The organism is Lutibacter flavus (assembly GCF_900188355.1).
GTDB lineage: Bacteria > Bacteroidota > Bacteroidia > Flavobacteriales > Flavobacteriaceae > Lutibacter > Lutibacter flavus.
Map to the genome: position 1 here is coordinate 98,356 of NZ_FZNX01000007.1, position 19,332 is coordinate 117,687.

At 29.4% G+C, this 19,332-nt stretch carries 20 protein-coding genes; all 20 read right to left on the bottom strand.

Annotation, left to right across the window (positions count from 1 at the left end):
- Positions 1 to 18 precede the first annotated feature (18 nt).
- The 20 genes from CHB63_RS16585 to CHB63_RS16675 all read right to left on the bottom strand — a co-directional run bounded on the left by CHB63_RS16585 (position 19) and on the right by CHB63_RS16675 (position 19,249).
- Positions 19 to 573 (bottom strand): DUF7010 family protein, encoded by a 555-nt coding sequence (locus CHB63_RS16585; RefSeq protein ID WP_089379609.1) that lies wholly within the window; start codon positions 571 to 573, stop codon positions 19 to 21.
- A 38-nt stretch (positions 574 to 611) separates the two neighbouring features.
- Positions 612 to 1,034: a hypothetical protein gene (locus CHB63_RS16590; protein ID WP_089379610.1), complete on the bottom strand. Its 423-nt coding sequence runs from the start codon at positions 1,032 to 1,034 to the stop codon at positions 612 to 614.
- Positions 1,035 to 1,193: 159 nt separating this feature from the next.
- A complete protein-coding gene (locus CHB63_RS16595) occupies positions 1,194 to 3,413 on the bottom strand; it encodes a DUF5916 domain-containing protein (protein ID WP_141107328.1) in 2,220 nt (739 codons plus the stop codon).
- 129 nt (positions 3,414 to 3,542) lie between these two features.
- Complete coding sequence (locus CHB63_RS16600) at positions 3,543 to 4,757, bottom strand: MFS transporter (protein WP_089379612.1); 1,215 nt, start codon at positions 4,755 to 4,757, stop codon at positions 3,543 to 3,545.
- Between the two features lie 41 nt (positions 4,758 to 4,798).
- Positions 4,799 to 5,305, bottom strand: coding sequence for a GNAT family N-acetyltransferase (locus CHB63_RS16605; protein WP_089379613.1), 507 nt, complete (start codon positions 5,303 to 5,305; stop codon positions 4,799 to 4,801).
- A 188-nt stretch (positions 5,306 to 5,493) separates the two neighbouring features.
- Positions 5,494 to 5,937, bottom strand: coding sequence for a GNAT family N-acetyltransferase (locus tag CHB63_RS16610; protein WP_089379614.1), 444 nt, complete (start codon positions 5,935 to 5,937; stop codon positions 5,494 to 5,496).
- 33 nt (positions 5,938 to 5,970) lie between these two features.
- Positions 5,971 to 6,138 carry a hypothetical protein gene (locus CHB63_RS17235; protein ID WP_176420428.1) on the bottom strand — a complete coding sequence of 56 codons (168 nt, stop codon included), beginning with the start codon at positions 6,136 to 6,138 and terminating at the stop codon, positions 5,971 to 5,973.
- A 295-nt stretch (positions 6,139 to 6,433) separates the two neighbouring features.
- Positions 6,434 to 7,654, bottom strand: a complete 1,221-nt coding sequence (locus CHB63_RS16615) for an alpha/beta hydrolase-fold protein (protein ID WP_089379615.1) — start codon at positions 7,652 to 7,654, stop codon at positions 6,434 to 6,436.
- Between the two features lie 237 nt (positions 7,655 to 7,891).
- Positions 7,892 to 8,353 (bottom strand): GNAT family N-acetyltransferase, encoded by a 462-nt coding sequence (locus CHB63_RS16620; RefSeq protein ID WP_089379616.1) that lies wholly within the window; start codon positions 8,351 to 8,353, stop codon positions 7,892 to 7,894.
- 100 nt (positions 8,354 to 8,453) lie between these two features.
- Positions 8,454 to 9,509 (bottom strand): WD40/YVTN/BNR-like repeat-containing protein, encoded by a 1,056-nt coding sequence (locus tag CHB63_RS16625; RefSeq protein ID WP_141107329.1) that lies wholly within the window; start codon positions 9,507 to 9,509, stop codon positions 8,454 to 8,456.
- A gap of 441 nt (positions 9,510 to 9,950) precedes the next feature.
- Positions 9,951 to 10,850 carry a TolB-like translocation protein gene (locus tag CHB63_RS16630; RefSeq protein ID WP_089379618.1) on the bottom strand — a complete coding sequence of 300 codons (900 nt, stop codon included), beginning with the start codon at positions 10,848 to 10,850 and terminating at the stop codon, positions 9,951 to 9,953.
- A 34-nt stretch (positions 10,851 to 10,884) separates the two neighbouring features.
- Positions 10,885 to 11,286: a hypothetical protein gene (locus tag CHB63_RS16635; protein ID WP_089379619.1), complete on the bottom strand. Its 402-nt coding sequence runs from the start codon at positions 11,284 to 11,286 to the stop codon at positions 10,885 to 10,887.
- A 234-nt stretch (positions 11,287 to 11,520) separates the two neighbouring features.
- Positions 11,521 to 12,621, bottom strand: coding sequence for a serine hydrolase domain-containing protein (locus tag CHB63_RS16640; RefSeq protein WP_089379620.1), 1,101 nt, complete (start codon positions 12,619 to 12,621; stop codon positions 11,521 to 11,523).
- Positions 12,622 to 13,397: 776 nt separating this feature from the next.
- Positions 13,398 to 13,763 (bottom strand): cupin domain-containing protein, encoded by a 366-nt coding sequence (locus CHB63_RS16645; protein ID WP_089379621.1) that lies wholly within the window; start codon positions 13,761 to 13,763, stop codon positions 13,398 to 13,400.
- Between the two features lie 121 nt (positions 13,764 to 13,884).
- A complete protein-coding gene (locus CHB63_RS16650; protein ID WP_089379622.1) occupies positions 13,885 to 14,832 on the bottom strand; it encodes a ketopantoate reductase family protein in 948 nt (315 codons plus the stop codon).
- A gap of 63 nt (positions 14,833 to 14,895) precedes the next feature.
- A complete protein-coding gene (locus tag CHB63_RS16655; RefSeq protein WP_089379623.1) occupies positions 14,896 to 15,477 on the bottom strand; it encodes a Crp/Fnr family transcriptional regulator in 582 nt (193 codons plus the stop codon).
- A gap of 179 nt (positions 15,478 to 15,656) precedes the next feature.
- On the bottom strand, positions 15,657 to 16,766 hold the full coding sequence (locus CHB63_RS16660; RefSeq protein WP_089379624.1) for a DNA alkylation repair protein: 1,110 nt from the start codon (positions 16,764 to 16,766) through the stop codon (positions 15,657 to 15,659).
- 120 nt (positions 16,767 to 16,886) lie between these two features.
- Positions 16,887 to 17,246, bottom strand: coding sequence for a DUF2200 domain-containing protein (locus tag CHB63_RS16665; protein ID WP_089379625.1), 360 nt, complete (start codon positions 17,244 to 17,246; stop codon positions 16,887 to 16,889).
- Positions 17,247 to 17,490: 244 nt separating this feature from the next.
- Positions 17,491 to 18,732, bottom strand: a complete 1,242-nt coding sequence (locus CHB63_RS16670) for a S41 family peptidase (protein WP_089379626.1) — start codon at positions 18,730 to 18,732, stop codon at positions 17,491 to 17,493.
- Between the two features lie 133 nt (positions 18,733 to 18,865).
- Positions 18,866 to 19,249: a nuclear transport factor 2-like protein gene (locus CHB63_RS16675; protein WP_141107330.1), complete on the bottom strand. Its 384-nt coding sequence runs from the start codon at positions 19,247 to 19,249 to the stop codon at positions 18,866 to 18,868.
- Positions 19,250 to 19,332: the final 83 nt, after the last annotated feature.

A 19,332-nucleotide genomic window follows, 5' to 3' on the forward strand; every position in this document is an offset into this window, starting at 1 on the left:
TTTTATTTTTATTACTATTTACAATATTTCAAGTTTTTGTTGATTTTTTCTATTTTGTAAAATTATTATTGTTACTATATAAATTACAACAATAGCAAATGGTATGGATACAAATCTATATTCAGGCAATATGTACCAAAGAAAAAGAATAATAATTGTTCTAAATATTGAATGAAAAATGCCAACCCAATGTTTAATAATCCAAGAAAAGGGCAACCACATAGTACCAGTTAAAATTCCAATAGTCATTGGTAAGGATGAATAATCTATCATAAAAAAAGGAATAGCAATTGAATAAACTAAAACTGATTGTCCAACTGTAAAAAGGAATAAACTATCAAATGTATTTTTTGATTTCTTTTTATCAAGAAAATTTTCACTCGTGAATTTAGAAATAAAAATTCCTAAATAAACAATGCTTCCTGTTCCAATAAATAACACCCATACAGTAGCTTTAACTGGCAAAACAATCCCAGAAATTCCAATTATAAGCCATACTACTAATCCAGCCAAAGGTGTTGCAAGAAATTTTCTATTGGCAAATTCAATACGTTGTTGTTCTAGTGATTCCATTCGTGTAGTAATTTTTAATAATTATATATAGGTTTTCATTAAATACTATCTGTGTTTTTCTCAATTGCAATTCTTAGAAAAAGAAAGGATAAAAGGCCTGTCGCAATTGCAAACAACCTCTCAAAAGTGTTTGTAGCCATTACGTTTCCAATGGTGTTTAATAAAAACAAGACAAATACTACCCACATAGCAGTTCTTGCGACACCTAATAGTTTTAATAGGTTTAACCACTTTATTCTTATTAATAAAAGAAAAAAGAATATGCACGAACTTAGTAATGAGACTATTTCAAAATTCAGTAATTGTGTTACTGACTTCATTTTACCTCCCCATAAAAAATCTGTTGGCGCATAATCAAAAAATAGTATTCCAATTAAAATATTCACATGAAATAGAATAAGTATTCCAAGTAGAAATAAGCTTAATAAGACCGAAGTATTAAAATTTATTATTCTTTTCACGAAAGCTGTTTGGTTTTTAAAGTTTTAATTACAATATGATAAATTTTATTTCGATAATTATTGGATCTCTAAAATGGATAATAATTCTTTAGGAACTAAAAATTAGCTACGTCCTCTTTCGTAGTACAATTTTTCCGTTTATTGTTTTCTAAACTAATTTTAAATGTCTAGCCAGTAATTTATTTTTAGCGCTACTCCATAACTCTTTTTTTTTAAATTATCTGTATAATAACTATTAGAAAATACAAGATATACATAAGAAAGTGGTTTAAATTCCCATTGGAGTCGGGCATTCATACTAATGTCATTCTGTCTTGTACTATAACTCATATTTGCTGAAGTCATTAACTTAGTATTGAAGAATACTTTACCAGAAAAATTGAATGTATGTATGGTTTCTTTTCCATATTCATATAGATTTATTAAATTTAAATTATAATTAAAATCCATACTTGCCCATGGTTGCAAACGAACATTACCTACTACTTCCCAGTTAAATCTAGTACCGTTATAAAATGTACCGTATAAAAGTCTATTTTGGTGTGAAAATATTTTATTCCCAAATGGTGATATATAACCTATTCTAACGTTCATATCATTGTAATTGTTAGGAGGTAAAGGTTTATTTGAGTTAATAATATTTGTAGCAAACTTTAAATTATTATAGTTGTAATTAACATTGGCAAAGAAATAACTCAAATCCTTTTTTCTCCAAATATTAACAAATTCTATATTTTCCTCAACTAGCTCAAGATTTGAATTTAAAAAAGTATTTACTCTGAGTTTATGTTCGTTTTTATCTTTGATTTCGTCATTAGGGGAATAATTATTGTAGATAATTTCGGTATAATTTGCCCAATAACCTTTTCTAATATATTGATCTAGACCTGCATCATAATTTTTTATTCTAGGAGTGAACCCAACACTTGTAACGAAATTCTTTTCTGTTCGCATCATACTTGTTGATCCTATCCATTTTCGGGTTGAGTATGACAAGTTTGTACTGTAAAAGTTGTTTTTATTGTCAAGCAAAGAGGTGAAACTTTTCCCGTAATTTAATTGCCCAAGCCATTTTTTATTTTGAGACTTATAATTCATGTTTAAACCTAATACCCTATTATAATCAATAACAGATTCTTTGGTATTCAAATTTTGCTTATTTATAATATACCCAGTTGTTGTTATGCTTTTTGTAACTGATTTTTTTGCAACTAAAGCGCTAAAGTTATAACCTGACAAAGAATCAATCGACTCTGTTTGAGTGTTTAACAATCCTACTCGAAGATTTTTAGATAACTCTCCAGATAATTTCACACCATAAATAATTTCTGAATCTAAACCAATTTTTCTTGAATAAAATGGATTTACACCTCGAGCTCCTAGATTGTTGAATAAATCTCCGTTTTCTAAAAAGAAGTTTCTTTTTTCAGGCAAACTGATATCGAACCTAGTAAGATTGGCAATTTGATCATCTTGTTCTATTTGAGAGAAATCCGGATTAATAGCAACATCCAATTTTAAGGACGAGGTTACGTTATACTTTGCATCTAATCCAAAATTTAGCTGATTTCTTCTTTGTGAATTAATTACATCCTTGGTATAAGAAAATGAAGTAGATGGTATTAAAGATAATTTAGAACTCTTCCTTTTTGGGAGATTTACTATTTCTACCTTTTGGGTAAAACGTAAATCAATTAAATCATAATTTCTAGAAAATGAAGTTAGTGTAGAATATTGAGATGTTTTAGCATCAACACTAGCAAAATTAATGTTCCAATTGCTTTTATTTAAATCATATGCTATTGCGTTTAAAGGAATCGCAATTTCAAAAAATCGTAAATTCCCTTCTATTTTTACCTGAGAATTCCATTTTGTATTCCATCCAATATCCGGTGAATAATTTTCGCTATTAATTGCTATAAGTCCATCGGTTTGAGCCCCTAATACATTAACTACGAAAAAAATTCCAGAACTTTGATTTTCAAATGTGTCTAAAATTATTACAAAGCTATCTTCCTTTAGAAAATCTTGAACAGCCATATCTCTATTCATTGAATTGACTAAATATTTATCAGTTTTTTCGTGGATTACCACTCCAAAATATAAGTTTTCACCATCGTGAAAAGCCTTAACAATTACAGGCTTTTCAGTTGTACCTGTGTCATTAGGAAAATGATTAAAAAAGTGATCAAAAGAAATTAAACACTTCCAAACAGGCTCATTTAAATTACCATCTATACTGATTTTTTCTTTTACAAATTCAATTTTTTTATTCCCGTCTTGAGAATACGTATTAAAAATTGTAAGTAATGTAATAATTAATATATTACCTAAAAGTCGCCTATGCATCCTGTAAATTTTGTTTATTTTATAAATCATAATCATCTTCTACAAAATTCATGATAATTAACTCAGGTGATTTGTCTTAAAGGAAGTGTAATTTGTTCAAAAAGGATTATTGTATAAATATTGTTTGTTTATATATTTATTTAACAAGTCCTAAAATAACTATACAGGTTTATACGTTAATTTTTTAAATTTATAATTTTCATTCAAATTCGGAAGGAAAAAGCACCCTATGCCTAGGATAGGAAGAAATGAGCATAGTTGATATACAAAATATATTGAGGTTTCATCAGCTAGAACGCCTAATAATGTTGATCCAATGGCTGCAATTCCAAAAGCAAAACCGTAAAAAAGTCCTGAGATCATTCCGAGTTTATGTGGAACCAATTCTTGTGCATAAGATATGATAGCTGGAAAAGCCGATGACATTATTAAACCAATAATAATTATTAAAACATCCGTATAAAAAAGATTAGCATATGGTAACATTAGACAAAATGGTGCTGCTCCTAAAACTGAAAACCATATAATATATATACGCCCAAATTTATCCCCTAACGGACCTCCTATTAAAGTACCAATAACATAGGAAAAAAGATAAATCGACATATGAATTTGTGCTTGTTGTATTGTTAGATTAAACTTCTCAATTAAATAAAAGCTATAATATGTAGACAAACTTGCAGCATATATAAATTTAGAAAAAATTATGGTCAATAAAACCCCCAATACTAATTGTATTTTTCTTTTCGGAAAGTTATTGACTGCATTCGTTAAAATTAACCTCTTAGATTGGTTTGATAAAATATGTTGTTTATACCAGTGTGAAATTTTTTTCAGAAAGATAAAACCAATAAACGAAGGTAGAATTAAGACAATAATTAACTTTTGAGAATAAGGTAAAACAATTAATGCTACCATTAATGGAGCAATAGCAGAACCCAAATTACCTCCAATTTGAAATATAGATTGTGCTACCCCAATTTTACCACCGGAAGCTAGATTGGCAATACGGCTTGATTCTGGATGAAAAATAGCAGAACCTATACCAATTAAAATACAAGAAGCTATTATTAAAGAAAATCCATTTGCATAAGCTAACAATACGACACCAACCGTTGAAAACACTAACCCATATATTTGAGAATGAATTTTTGGTGATTTATCAGTATAATAACCAATTAAAGGTTGCAAAACAGAAGCACTAAATTGATATGCAAATGTAATAAACCCAACTTGTAAAAATGAAAGTTCATAATTTTGTTTTAACAAAGGATAAACTGCTGGTATAATCCCTTGGAGAAAATCATTAACGAGATGAGAAAAACTAATAAAATAAAGAATTTTAAAAGTTGTTTTAGAAATTTTAGGTTCCATTATTTAATAAATGAATATTATGAAGTGAGTTTTAAAAATATTCATGATTTCAATTCAAATTTTCTCTCAATTAAATTTTTACCAAAAGAATTGGTATTTAACTCTTCGGTAAGTCTATATCCATGTTTTGTATATAAAGCCGTAGCGGTACCAAGCTCATGAGTTGTCCATAAATAAGATGAATCATAGCCGCATTTCATATAAAAATCCATATACAGATTCATCAATAATTTTCCTAGTCCAATGCCGCGATATTCCTTTTCTAAATAAAAATATCGTAACTGAGCAGTATTCTTTTCTCTATGTTGAAGTACTAATGAACCAATAATTTTGTTGTTATGTTCACATATCCAAATTCTATCTTTAACGGGGTTGTAATTGGAGTAAAATTCGAAGATTCCTTGAGCTACATAAGCTTCAAAAGAAACACCATGGTTATATTCTTCAGAATAAATTACTCCATGTTTATGAATAATGTAACCTAAATCTCCAGGTTTTAGATTGGTTTTAATTTTTATATCTTTTAAAATTGGTGATTGATGTATCATTTTTTGTGTTTGTTTTTAATCATTGAAATAGCTTTTATCTCAATGGGTTGGATATAATAGGTTAGTATGAGAAAAGTTGCGGTTGCAAAACCATAATTTTCCGATATTTTCGTTTCGTTTAAACGTCTGTCGGATTACTCTAATCAGTATATTCAGTAATTTTTCTCAGATAGTGTTGGCTGAAGTTTTTACTTTTTTAACTCCATATGTAAAGTAGGGTAAGGTTTTCCAGAAGAATCCAATTCAGAACGCCCTATTGTTTCAAATCCGCAGTGCTTGTAAAATCCAACAGCTTGTTCATTCTGTTCATTCACGTCAACTTTACTTACATTAAATTTGTCAATAGAATAGTTTAATAATGCTTTACCAATACTTTTTCCTCTATATCCTGAATGAATAAATAGCATTTCTAAATTCTGTTCAGCAACACCAAGGAAAGCAATAATTTTTTTATCATTATTCCTGATGCATCGTAATTCAACAGCGTCTAAATATGTGTTTAAAATAAGTGATTTAAAATATTCAATATCTTTTTCTCGTAAAAAGTAATGTGTGGCCCTAACTGAGGACTCCCATACATCTACCACTTCTTTATACTCCGATTTGTTTATTTTATCTATTTCGTGTTTCATTTTTTTAATTGTAAATAAACATTAATGATAATCTTAATCAGGTGCAACCCAATCCAGCACCTGCTTTGGCATAATTACACCTTCATTAAGGTTATAGTTTTGAATTCTTCCAACTTCACTTTTAAACCAATCTGAAAAATCACTTTTATCATTTTGAAATTTCTCAGAAAAATTTTGATTATTAGCCTCTGTGTAGACCATAATTTCAAAGTCTTTTTTGTCTTCTTTGAGATACCAGCTCTCTTTTGAGTAACTGTTCTTCCTTCCATTATATTTACGAAAATGTGAATGAAATCATCTTTTGAACCTCCAATGTTGTAGTGTTCAAAAGGGTTAATTCTTACTTTAATATCACCTTCATCAAATAGGTTAGTAGATTATACTGTATTAAATACTTTTTACATAATCTTCTTTGGAGATTTAAGATTCAGTATATTTTCGGAACAATCAATTACAAAATGTGGCATAATTTATATGTATTTATTTATGAAATGGGTTAGTTTTTCTTGAGTTTGTTGATTTCATTTTTAAAATCTTCCTCTTGTCCTAATTTTAATTTTTTTGAAAGTTTAATTGCCAATTTATAGGTCTCTATAGCTTTTTTTTCTTGTTTTGTTTTTTCGTATAATTTAGCCAAATTAGTCATGAGACCAATATATTTAGGATATGCTTCTATAGCTCTATTAAGCACAACAATGGCTCCTAAATCATTTTCTTCTTTTAACAATTTAAATGCAATGTCTACATAATTACTTACAGGTCTTCTAGCATGTTTTCCATATTTGTTCATCAACTCACGCTCTCCTTTTAAAAATGCCAAATCGCTATAGTCATTGATTAATTCTTCAGGAGCGATTAAATCTGAAAACACAAACTTTAAGCCATAATAATTTAGCAATAATCTAGAAGTGTCATGGTCTTCATCTCCAACTTCTTCAAGTTTCCATCGTAGATTTTGGGGAGGATTCTTATCAATAACTTGAACGTATCGTTTGAGTTCCTGCTGCATTCCCCAGCCATCACCACCACCAATTCCAAAATATATAGCTTTTTTCAAGTTGGAATTTGATTTGAAAAATCCTTTAGCTTTCTCCGTCATTTCTTCTTTGTTCCACCAAAGCGCTGGAGCCTGAATAATGAATGCGTCAAAAATATCTGGCTTTTCCATAAGTGCGTATGTGCTAAATAAACCTCCAAACGAATGTCCTTCTAAAAGACGGTATGGGTGAGTTCGAAAGTGTGATTCTACGAAAGGAATTAATTCTTCTTCCAAAAACTGAAGAAATTTAGGGGCACCTCCACTTTGCGTTATTCCTGCATCACCTACTCCTCCATAAACATCTTGCCCTGCATTTGAGGGTGTTAAATCTCTTGACCTATCTAAACTCTCTATACCAACAATAATCATTGGAGGAATAATTCCTGAGTCTGTTAATAATTCTACGGTACCAATTTCATGTTTTATGTTTCCTAAACCATCTAAAAGATAAAGTACAGGATAGTTAGCACTACTATTTTCATATCCAAGAGGTAATGAAATAATAACGGGACGTTGTTCTTGTAATATTTTAGATTTTAAAATATACTGAGTTCCTAATCCTAAAAGTTTATTGCCTTTAGTTAACTCAATTTTTTCTGATATTTGGGCACTTACATTAAATTGCAAGAAGATAATGAAAAGGACTGAAAGTGAATTTTTGAATATTTTTGTGTTCATTTTTATATATTTAATTATAGTTTTGTGTGTTGTATACTAATGACTTTCTTCAATTAAAAATGTTACCATTAAACAAAATTTAATTTATTTTAGATTTTTATCTATATTTTTCTAATCTGCTTTAAAAAAATCAAATGCTTAAAAAAGTTTTATTTTTAAAAAATAATTTTACTAGTGTTTAAACTTAGGATGAATACTACGAGGATTTTAAGATATTATTTGTGCAAATAGTTAATTCTATGAACTAATTAAATACATCTTCATTCCTTCGTGAGAGTCTATAAAACCTAGCTTTTTATAAAAATTCAAGGCCTCTGATCTTTTTTTGTCTGTTGTTAATTGTAACACATGTGCCTTCCGGTGTTTAGCCTGTTCAATTGCCCATTCAAACATTTTAGTTCCTAAACCTGTTCCTCTTTGTTCTTTTCTAATTCTTACTGCTTCAATTTGCGCTCTTATACCTCCTTGGTATGTTAAATATTGGATAAAAGATAACTGCATAGTCCCAACAATCTCTAACTCATCATTTTCAACAACTATGAGTTCCTGATTATCATCATTGTTTATGTTTTTAAATGCGCTATAGTATTCTTTAGGTAATGGAATTTGAAAATTTTCTCTTGCTTTACCTAGCACATCATCAGCAATCATTTCTACAATTGCTATAACATCCTTTTCTGTTGCTTTTCTAAAATTCATTATTTTATTGACTTATTAAATAGACCCTCTATAATCAATACATTATGTCTTAGCGGCTTATTCTTCATTTTCAATAGTATACAACTTTTTACAACAATGATTATTGAATTTCTGCTCTGTAAACGCCACCCTTCCATAATCCAAGATATAATACGGTTTTTCCATTTTCTTGTCTTTGTAACATATCTCTTGTTCCGCCAAAAATCAATGGAATATTAGGTGTTATGATACTCCAAGTCTCGCCATTATCTTCTGAAATATGTAACATTAAAGGTTGGGGTCTCTCAAAGTTTTTATCCCAGCTCGCCGCGATTATTTTTTCTGAATCTAAGTTGTCATAAACCAAACCATAATAAAACCTGGCAGATACTGTATCATTAGAATATATATTTTTCCATGAATTACCATTGTCCTCTGTTAGTAAAATTCCATCTTCGCAACCCAATATTATTCTATTAGAATCATTATTGAATGCGAATTTCTCTACCGTACTCGGTGAAGGAAGAACATTTATCCATTGATTAATTTCCTCTCTATCAGAATCTAATTGAACAATTACTTGACTTTCTATTGCATTTTGACCTCCTGCCCAAACTTGATTATTAGCAGGATTAATCTCAAGTGCCCACAAACCCTTAGTGAATGCATTCCAGAAACCGAATTGAATTACCCAAGTTTTACCTTCATCAAATGAACTTGCAATTACTCCTTTACCAGATGCGAGTAGCTCGTTTGAACTAGAATTATACCTTAACTCGAAAATAATTTCAGGTGTTTCTCCCCCAAAGTTACTTTCAACCACGGACCAACTCTGTCCGAAATCTAATGATTTTAGTAGTTGAGGATTCTGAAATTGATCATCATCTGTAACTGAACATACAATTGTATTTGAATCAATAATTGAAATTGCAATTACATTCTTTTTTTGTAATCCCATTAAAGTCCAATTTGAAGAAAAATCACTTTTGTATACACCTTGGTCTGTAGCAGCAATTAATATTGAATCAGTAGCAATTATTTGATGTACTATTTTTCCTTCTAATCCCAAGGATTCAAAAGAAATGATTTCGTCTTGTGGGTTATCTGGCATGTTCTCAACTTCTTTAGAGCATGAAAAAAGAGTTAATATGAGACTGATGACTATAATTTTTTTCATTTTTTTTAATTTATTATTATTATTATTATTATTGCTTGTTTTTTTTTAATTCTACTTAAACTTTTTAATTTTCATTAAATTCTTATTAAAAATTTAAATACTTCATCATAGTTATTTGAGAACTAATTTCTAATACAAAAATAAGATGCAAAGCGTGAATTTTTTTGTTCGAAAAGCAGTAAGAATTGTTCAAAAAGGATTTTTATTCAAATCAAGTAAATGTTATAATCAACAAACTATACTCTAATCAACGGACTAATTATAAGACTGTAAATAACCTTAACATTCATATGAAAACTTGAAACAATTGAGTGTGCAAGGTTTTTTATTTACGTTATCTAATGGGTATTCTTTTGAAATCTCACTTGATCGCTCATAGGGTTTGACCTAATCTTCAGGAACTAAATTTTTGATGGCCAGTAATAAGTATTTTTATATGAATTAATATTTGGGCCTGAATGTTTCAATAATCTTAGCATCTACCCAAAATATATCTACATTTTCGTAGTTGTTTGTACCCATATTCCTGCTGAAGAAAAGATATTTTCCATCCGGCGTCACACTCGCAGATGCTTCCCATGCTTCCGTATTTATTTTGTCTGCCAAATTAATGGCATCACCCCACGAGCCATCTTGCTGTTTAAAGCTAATATAAATATCAGAACTACCATATCCATCTTCTCTTTTAGCATCCCATATCAAATAGGATTCGTCGGGTGCAATGAATGGATGACTCAGATTTGTTCCCGTATTAATTGCTTTGCTCAATGCTTTGGGTTTTTCATATTTTTCATCTATGATTCGTGAATAACGAATTGGAAAGTTTGGATTATTTTTTTTATAGGTGTCAAAATAATATGTTCCATTAGCAGAAGACGAAAGCCTCATGATGAACATATCTGAGCTATCTTTAAATGGAGCTTCAAGATGTTTTAAGTCAGACCATCCTGTTTTGGTTCGTTCCATATATCGTCCGCCCAAATGCATCGTCTTGCCATCCGAAGAGAACATGGGCTGACCTACCCGTTTTGATACAAAAGACTCGACCCATTGATTATTTTTATATTGAAAAACAACAAATGTAGATTTCTCGTATTTCCCACCACTTCTAATAAAATAGAACTCTTTCATATCGGGCGTGAAAGTTCCGCTATATTCATAATGCTCTGTAGAAACAATACCTGGAGCGAAAGATTCAGGTATTAAACCCGGTGGCCTTTGTCCAAGATAGGGGCTTTCTATAGTTGGTGAATCACTATCTTTTAAATTCTGTTTTTTAGTATTGCATGCATTTAAAAATAGTATCAATACAAGTGTTAAAATAAAATAGGCTTTTTTCATTGTTTAAAAGTTTTTAATTGCTATGAGTGGTAATTTAGATTTCATTATTTTTTGTTGCACTTTTTAGCATTATGCTCAACAACATTAAAAATGCTAAACCGAATCCTAAAACACCAATATTAATTCCGAAAAGTGTTTTTTCACTCCCATCTAAATATTTCATGGAGCCACCATAATATTCTTGTAAAATAAATGCTAATAAGAAGCCTCCTGTAATGAGTAAACTTAAAATAGTACTGATTTTGGTCTCCTTTTTTACCCAAACAAGCCATAAGCAAAGAATACCTATCCCTGAATTTGTAAGTAATTGCCATACTTCATGGATGCGAACATGTGGTGTCCAATCTGGATTAAAAACATGAGTGGCATTAATCTCCAAATAGGGAACTATGACAGCATAAAGAATGACGCTGAATGTAATGGCAAAATTTTTCATTTCTTCTTGATTATTGTTTTTACTTTGCTAAAGTACCCGTCTTTATATCTAAATTCTAAAACATTTATATTTTCCTTTTGAATTTGAAAGTTTCTATTCCTCGTGTATGAGTAGTAGCGGATTTCTACTAACTAACTTTTTAGTTTTACCCAGACCTTAGTTTTATGTTTATTCTTTTCGTTCTAGCACCTTAACTGCTATTACTTATACACACTGTTACAAAACATAATATTATTAATCTCCTAATACCATACTTGCGATTTGTGAATTAATTTGATTTGGTCTGACTATCCAATTAAAAGCACCATTGGTTAACAAAATAACTGTAACTTTTTTATTCGTTTTTTCGTTCCAATAATGACGAAAGGATGAAATTCCAGCACCTCCATGACCAACCATTTTGTAATTATCTTGTAACCTGTATGCTTCCCAACCTAATCCAAAGTAACCGTCTTTTCCATCAGTTAATTTTACAGGAGTCCAGATTTTATCAAGTTGTTCTTTGGTTAAGATTTCCTCATTTTGCAAATATTGAAACCATATTATCAAATCATTGATTTTAATATTCAATCCAGCTCCAGCATACATTGGTGAAGAATAATTTAATGGAAACATTTCCAGGCTATTATTAACATTCTGATAGCAAGTTACTCTGTTAGGAATAACTTTTTTAAATCCACCATATTTGGCCGAATTCAATCCGAATTTATCGAAATACTGTTCTTGCATATATGATTCAAAATCTTGGTTTGCAAGTTTTTCTATGATTATGCGAATTAATAAAAAGCCAGTGGCATTGTATTTCGATTCAGTTCCAGACTTTGAACTAAATGGCTTGTCTTTTAATGCATCAATAACAAACTTTTCATTTTCTGGAGCTAGGTAGATTTGATAGTCTATCTGGTCTGGAATTTCAGAAGTATGGGATAACAATTGTTTCAAAGTTAATTTACGCCATGATTCAGGTAAGTCTTTTCTCTTCGGAAGAAAATCTTCAACGGTTTCATTTACATTCCGATTGTATATGTTTAATAGATTATGGAGCGCGATGGAACTAAATAATTTAGAAATTGAAGCTACTGGAAATGAATTCTCCAATGTCATTGGTACTTGAAGTTGAGTATTAGCTAAACCAAATGATTTTTCATGGACTACTTCATTGTCTATTAGTATCGCATAGTTAAGCCCAACTATTTTTAAGCTATCAATCATACTTTCCAAATAATCGTCTGTCTTATTAAAAACTTCTTTATCTACGGATATTGATTTTTCTTGACAATAAAATCTTGTAAACAAAGTGTTTGCTAAAAATATTATTAGGACAATTTTTTTCATAATTGTAATTCTGATTTTGTGCTTTATTTTTTGTAACTCGTAATCTATCTAACTTAATTTCTCCTTAATTTATAGAGTTTTGTAATAGATGAAAGCCATATCTACTAAAAGAAAGCATTGCTTATCTAACTATTCATCACATCCTTTTTTTGCTGAATTATTTAGATAACTAATTTCAACTTGACTATGTAATTACAGGCTAGTATCTAACATTTTTAATTTTAGTCCAATTAGAACCAAAAATACTTAACCTAAAACTTTATAAGTTTCTAATGCAAAGATGAGGTGTCATCCTCGATTTTTTTTGTCCGAGAAGCAGTAAAATTTGTTCTAAAAGGATTTTACTTTCTATTATGAAATCATCTTTTTCAATTCTACCAATATTCGAAAATTTTAGAGATCCTACCTTCTCTAAACTCAATAAGAGTCATATTAATATCTCCTTCTACAGTTTTAACATTCTCCTTTTTAATATATCGCTTATACACCGCAATTGCAATAAGTCCAACTATCTTACTATAGGTTGAAATACTAAGTCTTAGTTTTTTTATAACTAATTTCTATTACAAAGATGAATTGTAAACGTGATTATATTAGTTCAAAAAGCAATAAGATTTGTTCAAAAAGGATTTTACTTTAATTAAAGAAAAGAATGGTGATAGACAAACAAACACTAATAATATATGTAATAAATAATGAGGAATAAAAAAAATTACTTTTCGATTAAGCACCCTAAACACACATTAAAAGTAGCCATTGTTAGCTGCTGGCTTTTATTAAATTTCCTCCAGTTTCTTAACAGTGAATTCGTTTTCAGTATTTCCAGTATTTATAGTGGTGTTGGGTTCAAAAAGAAGTACTTTAACTTCACCAACTGCTATAGGCTTATGATTCGTTCCTCTAGGAATAACAACAAATTCCCCCGAGTTTATTTCTAACGTTTCATTGTCTAATTCCATTAACAATTTCCCTTCTATTACGAGAAACATTTCGTCTTCATTATCGTGCTTATGAAGAACGAATTCATCTTTAAATTTTGCTGCTTTTACAAGTTGTCCATTTAATTCTCCAACAATTTTGGGACTCCAATAATCAGTAAAGGAGTCAAACTTGCTATTAAGGTTTACTGTTTTTATTCCCATATTTATTTTTGGCTGTCTTGTATATGAAAAGTAGTGGGCTTTTATGCACTAATTTTCGGTTTATAACTAACCTTTATTTTATTAATTATCTTTAGTTTAAGCCCTAAAACCGCTATTACTTTTACACCTTGTTGTGTGTAGCTTTTATTTCCAGAAATATTTTTTCAGAAAAAGGAGTATTTACATTTATTTCTTTTCCATAATTAATGATTGCACCAGCGAACAGTTCTAGTTCATTATTTTCTTTTCCTGAATTTACATCAAGCTGTAAAGAAGTTGGTGTTTTCGGAGGAAACGTTGATGCTTTTTTAAATGTTTTTTGAATAATATCATCTTGTAGATGAATTCCTTTTTTATCTGCAATTGATTTTATTTCAATCATAATTTTAGTTGCTTCTTCTTTCTGTAATTCAATTGAGCAAACGTCTCCAATAGATGAATTATGTTTAGCCGTTACTAAACCAAAACTTGCAATAAAAATAAACTTCGTCCAAATATCAGCTTGAGAATTCTCTTTAAAGTCAAAATTTATCTTACTTACTTCTATTAAATTTAGAATCCAATCAATATTTTCAGACGTATGTTCTGGGTCTTTACCGAAAATTAATTGTCCTGCTTTTCCTTTATGTTCAATGATTCCTTTTTCTTTTATATGTGAAGCAACATAAACACAAGAAGGCAAAATAATATTGTTAGGTATTACTTTACGAATTCGATCATAAATATCAGCTCCATTCATCATTGGTAGTAAAACTGTGTTTTTTGTAATTACTTTGTATAGTTGGCTACAAATATTCTCTAAATCATATTCTTTAACACAGATAAAGACCAAATCTGGGTTTTTAATTTTCGAAATGCTCTGATAAATAGCATCAGGATTTGTTATGCTATTTTTGTGTTCAGAAGAGAGCAATGTAAGACCTCTTTCTTTAACCGTTTCATATGTTTTAGCTCTGGCAATAAATGAGATTTGATTTTGTTTATTTGTTACGTTATTCTGGCATATCTTAAATCCAAAATAACCACCAACACCTCCAAAACCTATAATAACAATGTGTTTTTTATCCATTTTTATTTTTTTTACAAATATTAAAACTCTTGATTAGATAAGCACTTGATAAATGACAAGAAATTATATTTTACTAATTTCTTTTCTAATTCTACTTAATGAACTGTCAGTAATACCTAGAAAGGAAGCTATAACTTTGAGAGGAACGTTTTGGAAAATATTAGATTGCTGCTTTAAAAGATTTAAATACCTTGTTTCTGCTTTTTTACTTGCCATTTCAATTACTCTATCGTTTAATTTAGAATAATTTATAACAAATAAAAGCCTACTGAACTCCCTGAATTCAGGAATATTATGAAAGTTTTTCTGTACGTTTTCTAGGCTTGTTTCCCAGAATGAGCAGTGAGTTATAGTTTGATAGATTACTTTTGTAGGTTGTTTTTTGAAAAAAGATAAAAAGTCATTTACAAAGCAAGGGGCTGAATAAATGTTGGTTGTAATTTCTTGATTATCTTCATTTAGAATATATGAACGCATATATCCTTTCTCTAAAAAATATGTTTTTGTACTAATAGCATCTTTATTTAGTAACGTTGTATTCTTATCTAATGTAAAACCACAAAATGTTTCCGTAATTTTCCCCACAATTTCTTTTTGAATAGGAAACAAAGAATGGAAATAATTATTAAGTTTTGATTTGTCCATTAGTTAGTTTTTTTTAGCTACACATAACGTCTCGCTATGGTTAGTGCGTGATTAAAAGGAACTGACCTTTTGATTAAGCACTTAGCCAAATTTACAAATTTGGCGGACTTTGTTAAAATCTACCAATTTTGGGTTTGGTACTTAACCCTTATTATTTTTATACTTTGTTATACCCTTTTTTATTTTTTAATTAATTCAAAATCAATTTTATCGAATTCTTTTCCGTTAATGATTATTGACAATTGATGTTGTCCAATATGAAATTTTCGAGTTGTAATTATTTTAAAAGATTGTTTTCGCTTAATTCGAGTTGTTGAATTTCCAGAATATTGTTTTTCACTTATTTTAAACACTTTCTTTGACAAAGTACCGTTTGATTTTTGGTAATAAAGTCCATATTCCAACCTTATTCTTGATGCTAAATTGTTTGTGTTTTTAATTTCAAATGTAAATTCTAAAAAAGATCCTATTTTAACTTTAGGTGTAAGAGTTTCAAAGTTGTCAATTTTGATTTTATCTATTGCTCCAAATCCAAATAATTTCAATACTTCTAAATTGCCTTGTTTTAAAAGTGTTCTACAAGCGTGTTTTATCAACCAGTCTGTTTCTGTTGTTTTTCCTTGCCAACTTTTCACAAGTTTAATGACCGTATTTGGGTTGTCTTTTGAAATGTCATTTAGATTATTTGCAACACTTCTTCTAACACTTTCCGATTTATCATTTTTTAACTGTTCAAGAATAGGAATAATTGGTGTAGGATTATTTTTCAATGAAGGTATTGCCATTGCCCAAGGCAATCTTGGTCTACAACCTTCCGTTGCAAGTCGTCTAACCATTGGGTGTTTATGCTTTGACCATAGGTTCATTTTTTTTATCATTTCAATTTCATATTTAATGATAAATGGTCTAACAGCAAATTCACAACTTGTGAATTGCGTTATTCGTTCAAATGCTTTTATTGATGTATTGTAATTTTCTAAACCATATAGTTCAATAAAATCAGGAAGAAACATAAATTCAATACCTTCTTCCCTAATTCCATTTTTTTTTAATTGTGAAATTAATATTAGAATTGTTTCTACATTTTCACCGAAATTTTCGGACAAATGATTTTTCAGCACAATTGAAATGTGCCTCATTCGTTGTTTTAATTCTCTGTTTTTCCATTCATTATCATAGATGCAGTTCAAAAATGCCTTTTTATCAAAATCGGATTTTACTTGTTGTACTACATCTATGAAAGAATCAAAGAATTTTTGATTATAAATATTCTTAAATAATTCAGCCATTCATTACTTTTCTTTAACTCACATATTATACTGAAATAGGTTGACCTTTTTTACAGGTTAATTCGATTTTTATTTACTCAGTTAAATCATTTTTTTAGCCTTTGACTGGCGAAAAATGCTTTACCTTAAAATTTTCTCCATCTTACGTCCTTTTGCTAATTCATCCACTATTTTATCCAAGTATCTTACTTGTTGTGTCAAAGGGGTTTCTATTTCTTCTATCCTATAACCACATATTACTCCTGTAATTAGGTGAGCATTTGGATTTAATTTTGCTTTCTGAAAAAATGTTTCAAATGTTACTTTATCATTAATGAGTTCTTGCAATAAATTATCATCAAAACTGGTCAACCATTCAATTACTTGATGCACTTCCTCTTTTGTTCTACCTTTCTTTTCCACTTTTGTGATATAATGTGGATAAACCGAAGCGAATGTCATTTTCGCTATCCGTTCATCGTGTTCAGATGTTGTTTTCATATCTTACACTTTAATGCTACTCATTTTAATTAATTTGTCTTTATAAACCTCATTTTTTCTTGTTTCTTTATAAATCATTATCATTTTGAGCAGTGTTCTAACATTTCCTACAACGGTCTTGAATATGAAAAGTAGCGGAATTTTAAGCGCAAACTTTTCAGCTTGGTACTGACCTTTAAATTATAAAATTCATTTTCGTTTTAGCACTTAAACTGCTATTTTTCATATACAATATTAGCCACTGCTATTTGATTCGAATGTCATTAATAACCCATTCCATCATATTGTCAATTCCTTTAGAGTAACTTTTCCAATCATATTCAATCAAAACATCAGGTTGAACTCCTTGAGTGCCTTTGTCTTGAAATCTAAATAGTCTTTTTGAATATGTAACAATCATTCCAGAATTTGGAAGTGTAAACTGTCCCATATCTTGATAACCTGTTGGATTTGAACCCGTTGGCTCTCCAACAATCTTTGCATTGAGGATTTGTCTAAATTGTGAAGCATTACTTGTCCCAGCAGAAAAAGTTACTTTGTCTGTTAAAACATAAACTCCAGATTTCCAATCAATACTATCAGCCAAATTCAGATAATAAGCCAAAAAAGTTCCGACAAAAAAATCTCCACCTCCATTATTCCTCATATCAATTACTACTTGTTTTACTTGATTTTCATTGACATAATTTAGAACTGATTCTCCAAACTTTTCCATTTCTTCAAATGAAGGATAACTCTCAAATTTGATATAAATTCCTTTAGTGTCTTTTATAGAACCAAACCAAAGATAATCGTGTTTTAAATCAATTGGTTTTTGAATTTCTGGAATTATAATTTTAAATGTATGGAAGTCGGTATTCTCATAATAATTTTTATTGTTGATAGCGTTTAGCAATACTTTTGATTCTTTATTACTATCGTCTAAAAAAGAAAATTCTGCTTTAAATTCATTATTTGTTAATTGTAACCCAAACAACAATTCAGATATCATCAAATATTCACCAGTTCTAATGATTTCAGATTGTTCATTTTCCACGTACTGTGCAACTTTACTCACCTCCTTTGCTATTTTATTTATTGATTTTCCATCAATTTTTGTCAATATTTTACCCAAAAGATTCTTATGATTGTTAGTCGTTCTGATAACTCTCCATTGTCCGCTTACTTTATAAATTTCAATTGGAAATAAGTATGTTTCGACACCTCTTAATGAAAATGCTGTATGACCATCTCCAATTTTTCGAGTTAATCGCATTAAGTCTATAATAATCTCTACATCACTTTTTTTATTTAAAGTTGATTTAATTTGCTTTATTTCCTTTTCAAATTCCACTTTGCTAATCGTATTGTATAAGTCAATATGATTTTGTTCAAGATTGGTCTTATAAAAATCAATGTCTCTAGTCCAACTTTCTATATCTATTGATTGTGAAAATGTATTAGAACTAATTAAAAAACTTAATGTTGCTATTAAAAATCTTCTCATATTTCTATTTTGTATTATAATCTCTTTTAATTGTGGCTAACAATAGTATAAATGCTAAACCAAATCCTAAAACACCAATATTAACTCCTAATAGGTTTTTTTTACTTTCACCAAATATTCTTTTTAAGAATTCTCAACTGTGATGTCTTCTTAAATGTGTTATCAATCCATTTTCGTCGTACTCAATTGACATTATTTGGCTTGAAGTATGCTCAACAATTTTATCCATATGAAATGGTTTGACTTTGGCTTTAATAGTAATTTTTACAAAGGCTGCATTTTTTCCTATCATAATGTCATCTATAGATACTTGATGATAATATACCTTATTCTGAAGTTTGTCAATCAATCCCTTTCTGAATTCTTCTTTACTACTTATAATTACATTGTACTTAATATGCTCGTCAACAAAATCATCAGCAAAAAAGGATAAAAATCGATCGACATCTTTTGAATCACTGTTTGGTTGCTGCTTGCAGTTATAAGCGTTTATAAATGACTCTGTCTTTTTGAGCAATTTTTGAGAATCTGTCTCTTGTGCCGAAATGGACAGTGTAAATAAGATGATGAAGGGAATAATTGCTTTGGATAACATAAATA

What these genes read in the sequence shown, in the direction of transcription:
- CHB63_RS16585 (WP_089379609.1), bottom strand. Translation starts at nt 573, where the DNA reads ATGGAATCACTAGAACAACAACGTATTGAATTTGCCAATAGAAAATTT.
- CHB63_RS16595 (WP_141107328.1), bottom strand. Translation starts at nt 3,413, where the DNA reads ATGATTTATAAAATAAACAAAATTTACAGGATGCATAGGCGACTTTTA.
- CHB63_RS16600 (WP_089379612.1), bottom strand. Translation starts at nt 4,757, where the DNA reads ATGGAACCTAAAATTTCTAAAACAACTTTTAAAATTCTTTATTTTATT.
- CHB63_RS16605 (WP_089379613.1), bottom strand. Translation starts at nt 5,305, where the DNA reads ATGATACATCAATCACCAATTTTAAAAGATATAAAAATTAAAACCAAT.
- CHB63_RS16610 (WP_089379614.1), bottom strand. Translation starts at nt 5,937, where the DNA reads ATGAAACACGAAATAGATAAAATAAACAAATCGGAGTATAAAGAAGTG.
- CHB63_RS17235 (WP_176420428.1), bottom strand. Translation starts at nt 6,138, where the DNA reads ATGGTCTACACAGAGGCTAATAATCAAAATTTTTCTGAGAAATTTCAA.
- CHB63_RS16615 (WP_089379615.1), bottom strand. Translation starts at nt 7,654, where the DNA reads ATGAACACAAAAATATTCAAAAATTCACTTTCAGTCCTTTTCATTATC.
- CHB63_RS16620 (WP_089379616.1), bottom strand. Translation starts at nt 8,353, where the DNA reads ATGAATTTTAGAAAAGCAACAGAAAAGGATGTTATAGCAATTGTAGAA.
- CHB63_RS16625 (WP_141107329.1), bottom strand. Translation starts at nt 9,509, where the DNA reads ATGAAAAAAATTATAGTCATCAGTCTCATATTAACTCTTTTTTCATGC.
- CHB63_RS16630 (WP_089379618.1), bottom strand. Translation starts at nt 10,850, where the DNA reads ATGAAAAAAGCCTATTTTATTTTAACACTTGTATTGATACTATTTTTA.
- CHB63_RS16635 (WP_089379619.1), bottom strand. Translation starts at nt 11,286, where the DNA reads ATGAAAAATTTTGCCATTACATTCAGCGTCATTCTTTATGCTGTCATA.
- CHB63_RS16640 (WP_089379620.1), bottom strand. Translation starts at nt 12,621, where the DNA reads ATGAAAAAAATTGTCCTAATAATATTTTTAGCAAACACTTTGTTTACA.
- CHB63_RS16645 (WP_089379621.1), bottom strand. Translation starts at nt 13,763, where the DNA reads ATGGGAATAAAAACAGTAAACCTTAATAGCAAGTTTGACTCCTTTACT.
- CHB63_RS16650 (WP_089379622.1), bottom strand. Translation starts at nt 14,832, where the DNA reads ATGGATAAAAAACACATTGTTATTATAGGTTTTGGAGGTGTTGGTGGT.
- CHB63_RS16655 (WP_089379623.1), bottom strand. Translation starts at nt 15,477, where the DNA reads ATGGACAAATCAAAACTTAATAATTATTTCCATTCTTTGTTTCCTATT.
- CHB63_RS16660 (WP_089379624.1), bottom strand. Translation starts at nt 16,766, where the DNA reads ATGGCTGAATTATTTAAGAATATTTATAATCAAAAATTCTTTGATTCT.
- CHB63_RS16665 (WP_089379625.1), bottom strand. Translation starts at nt 17,246, where the DNA reads ATGAAAACAACATCTGAACACGATGAACGGATAGCGAAAATGACATTC.
- CHB63_RS16670 (WP_089379626.1), bottom strand. Translation starts at nt 18,732, where the DNA reads ATGAGAAGATTTTTAATAGCAACATTAAGTTTTTTAATTAGTTCTAAT.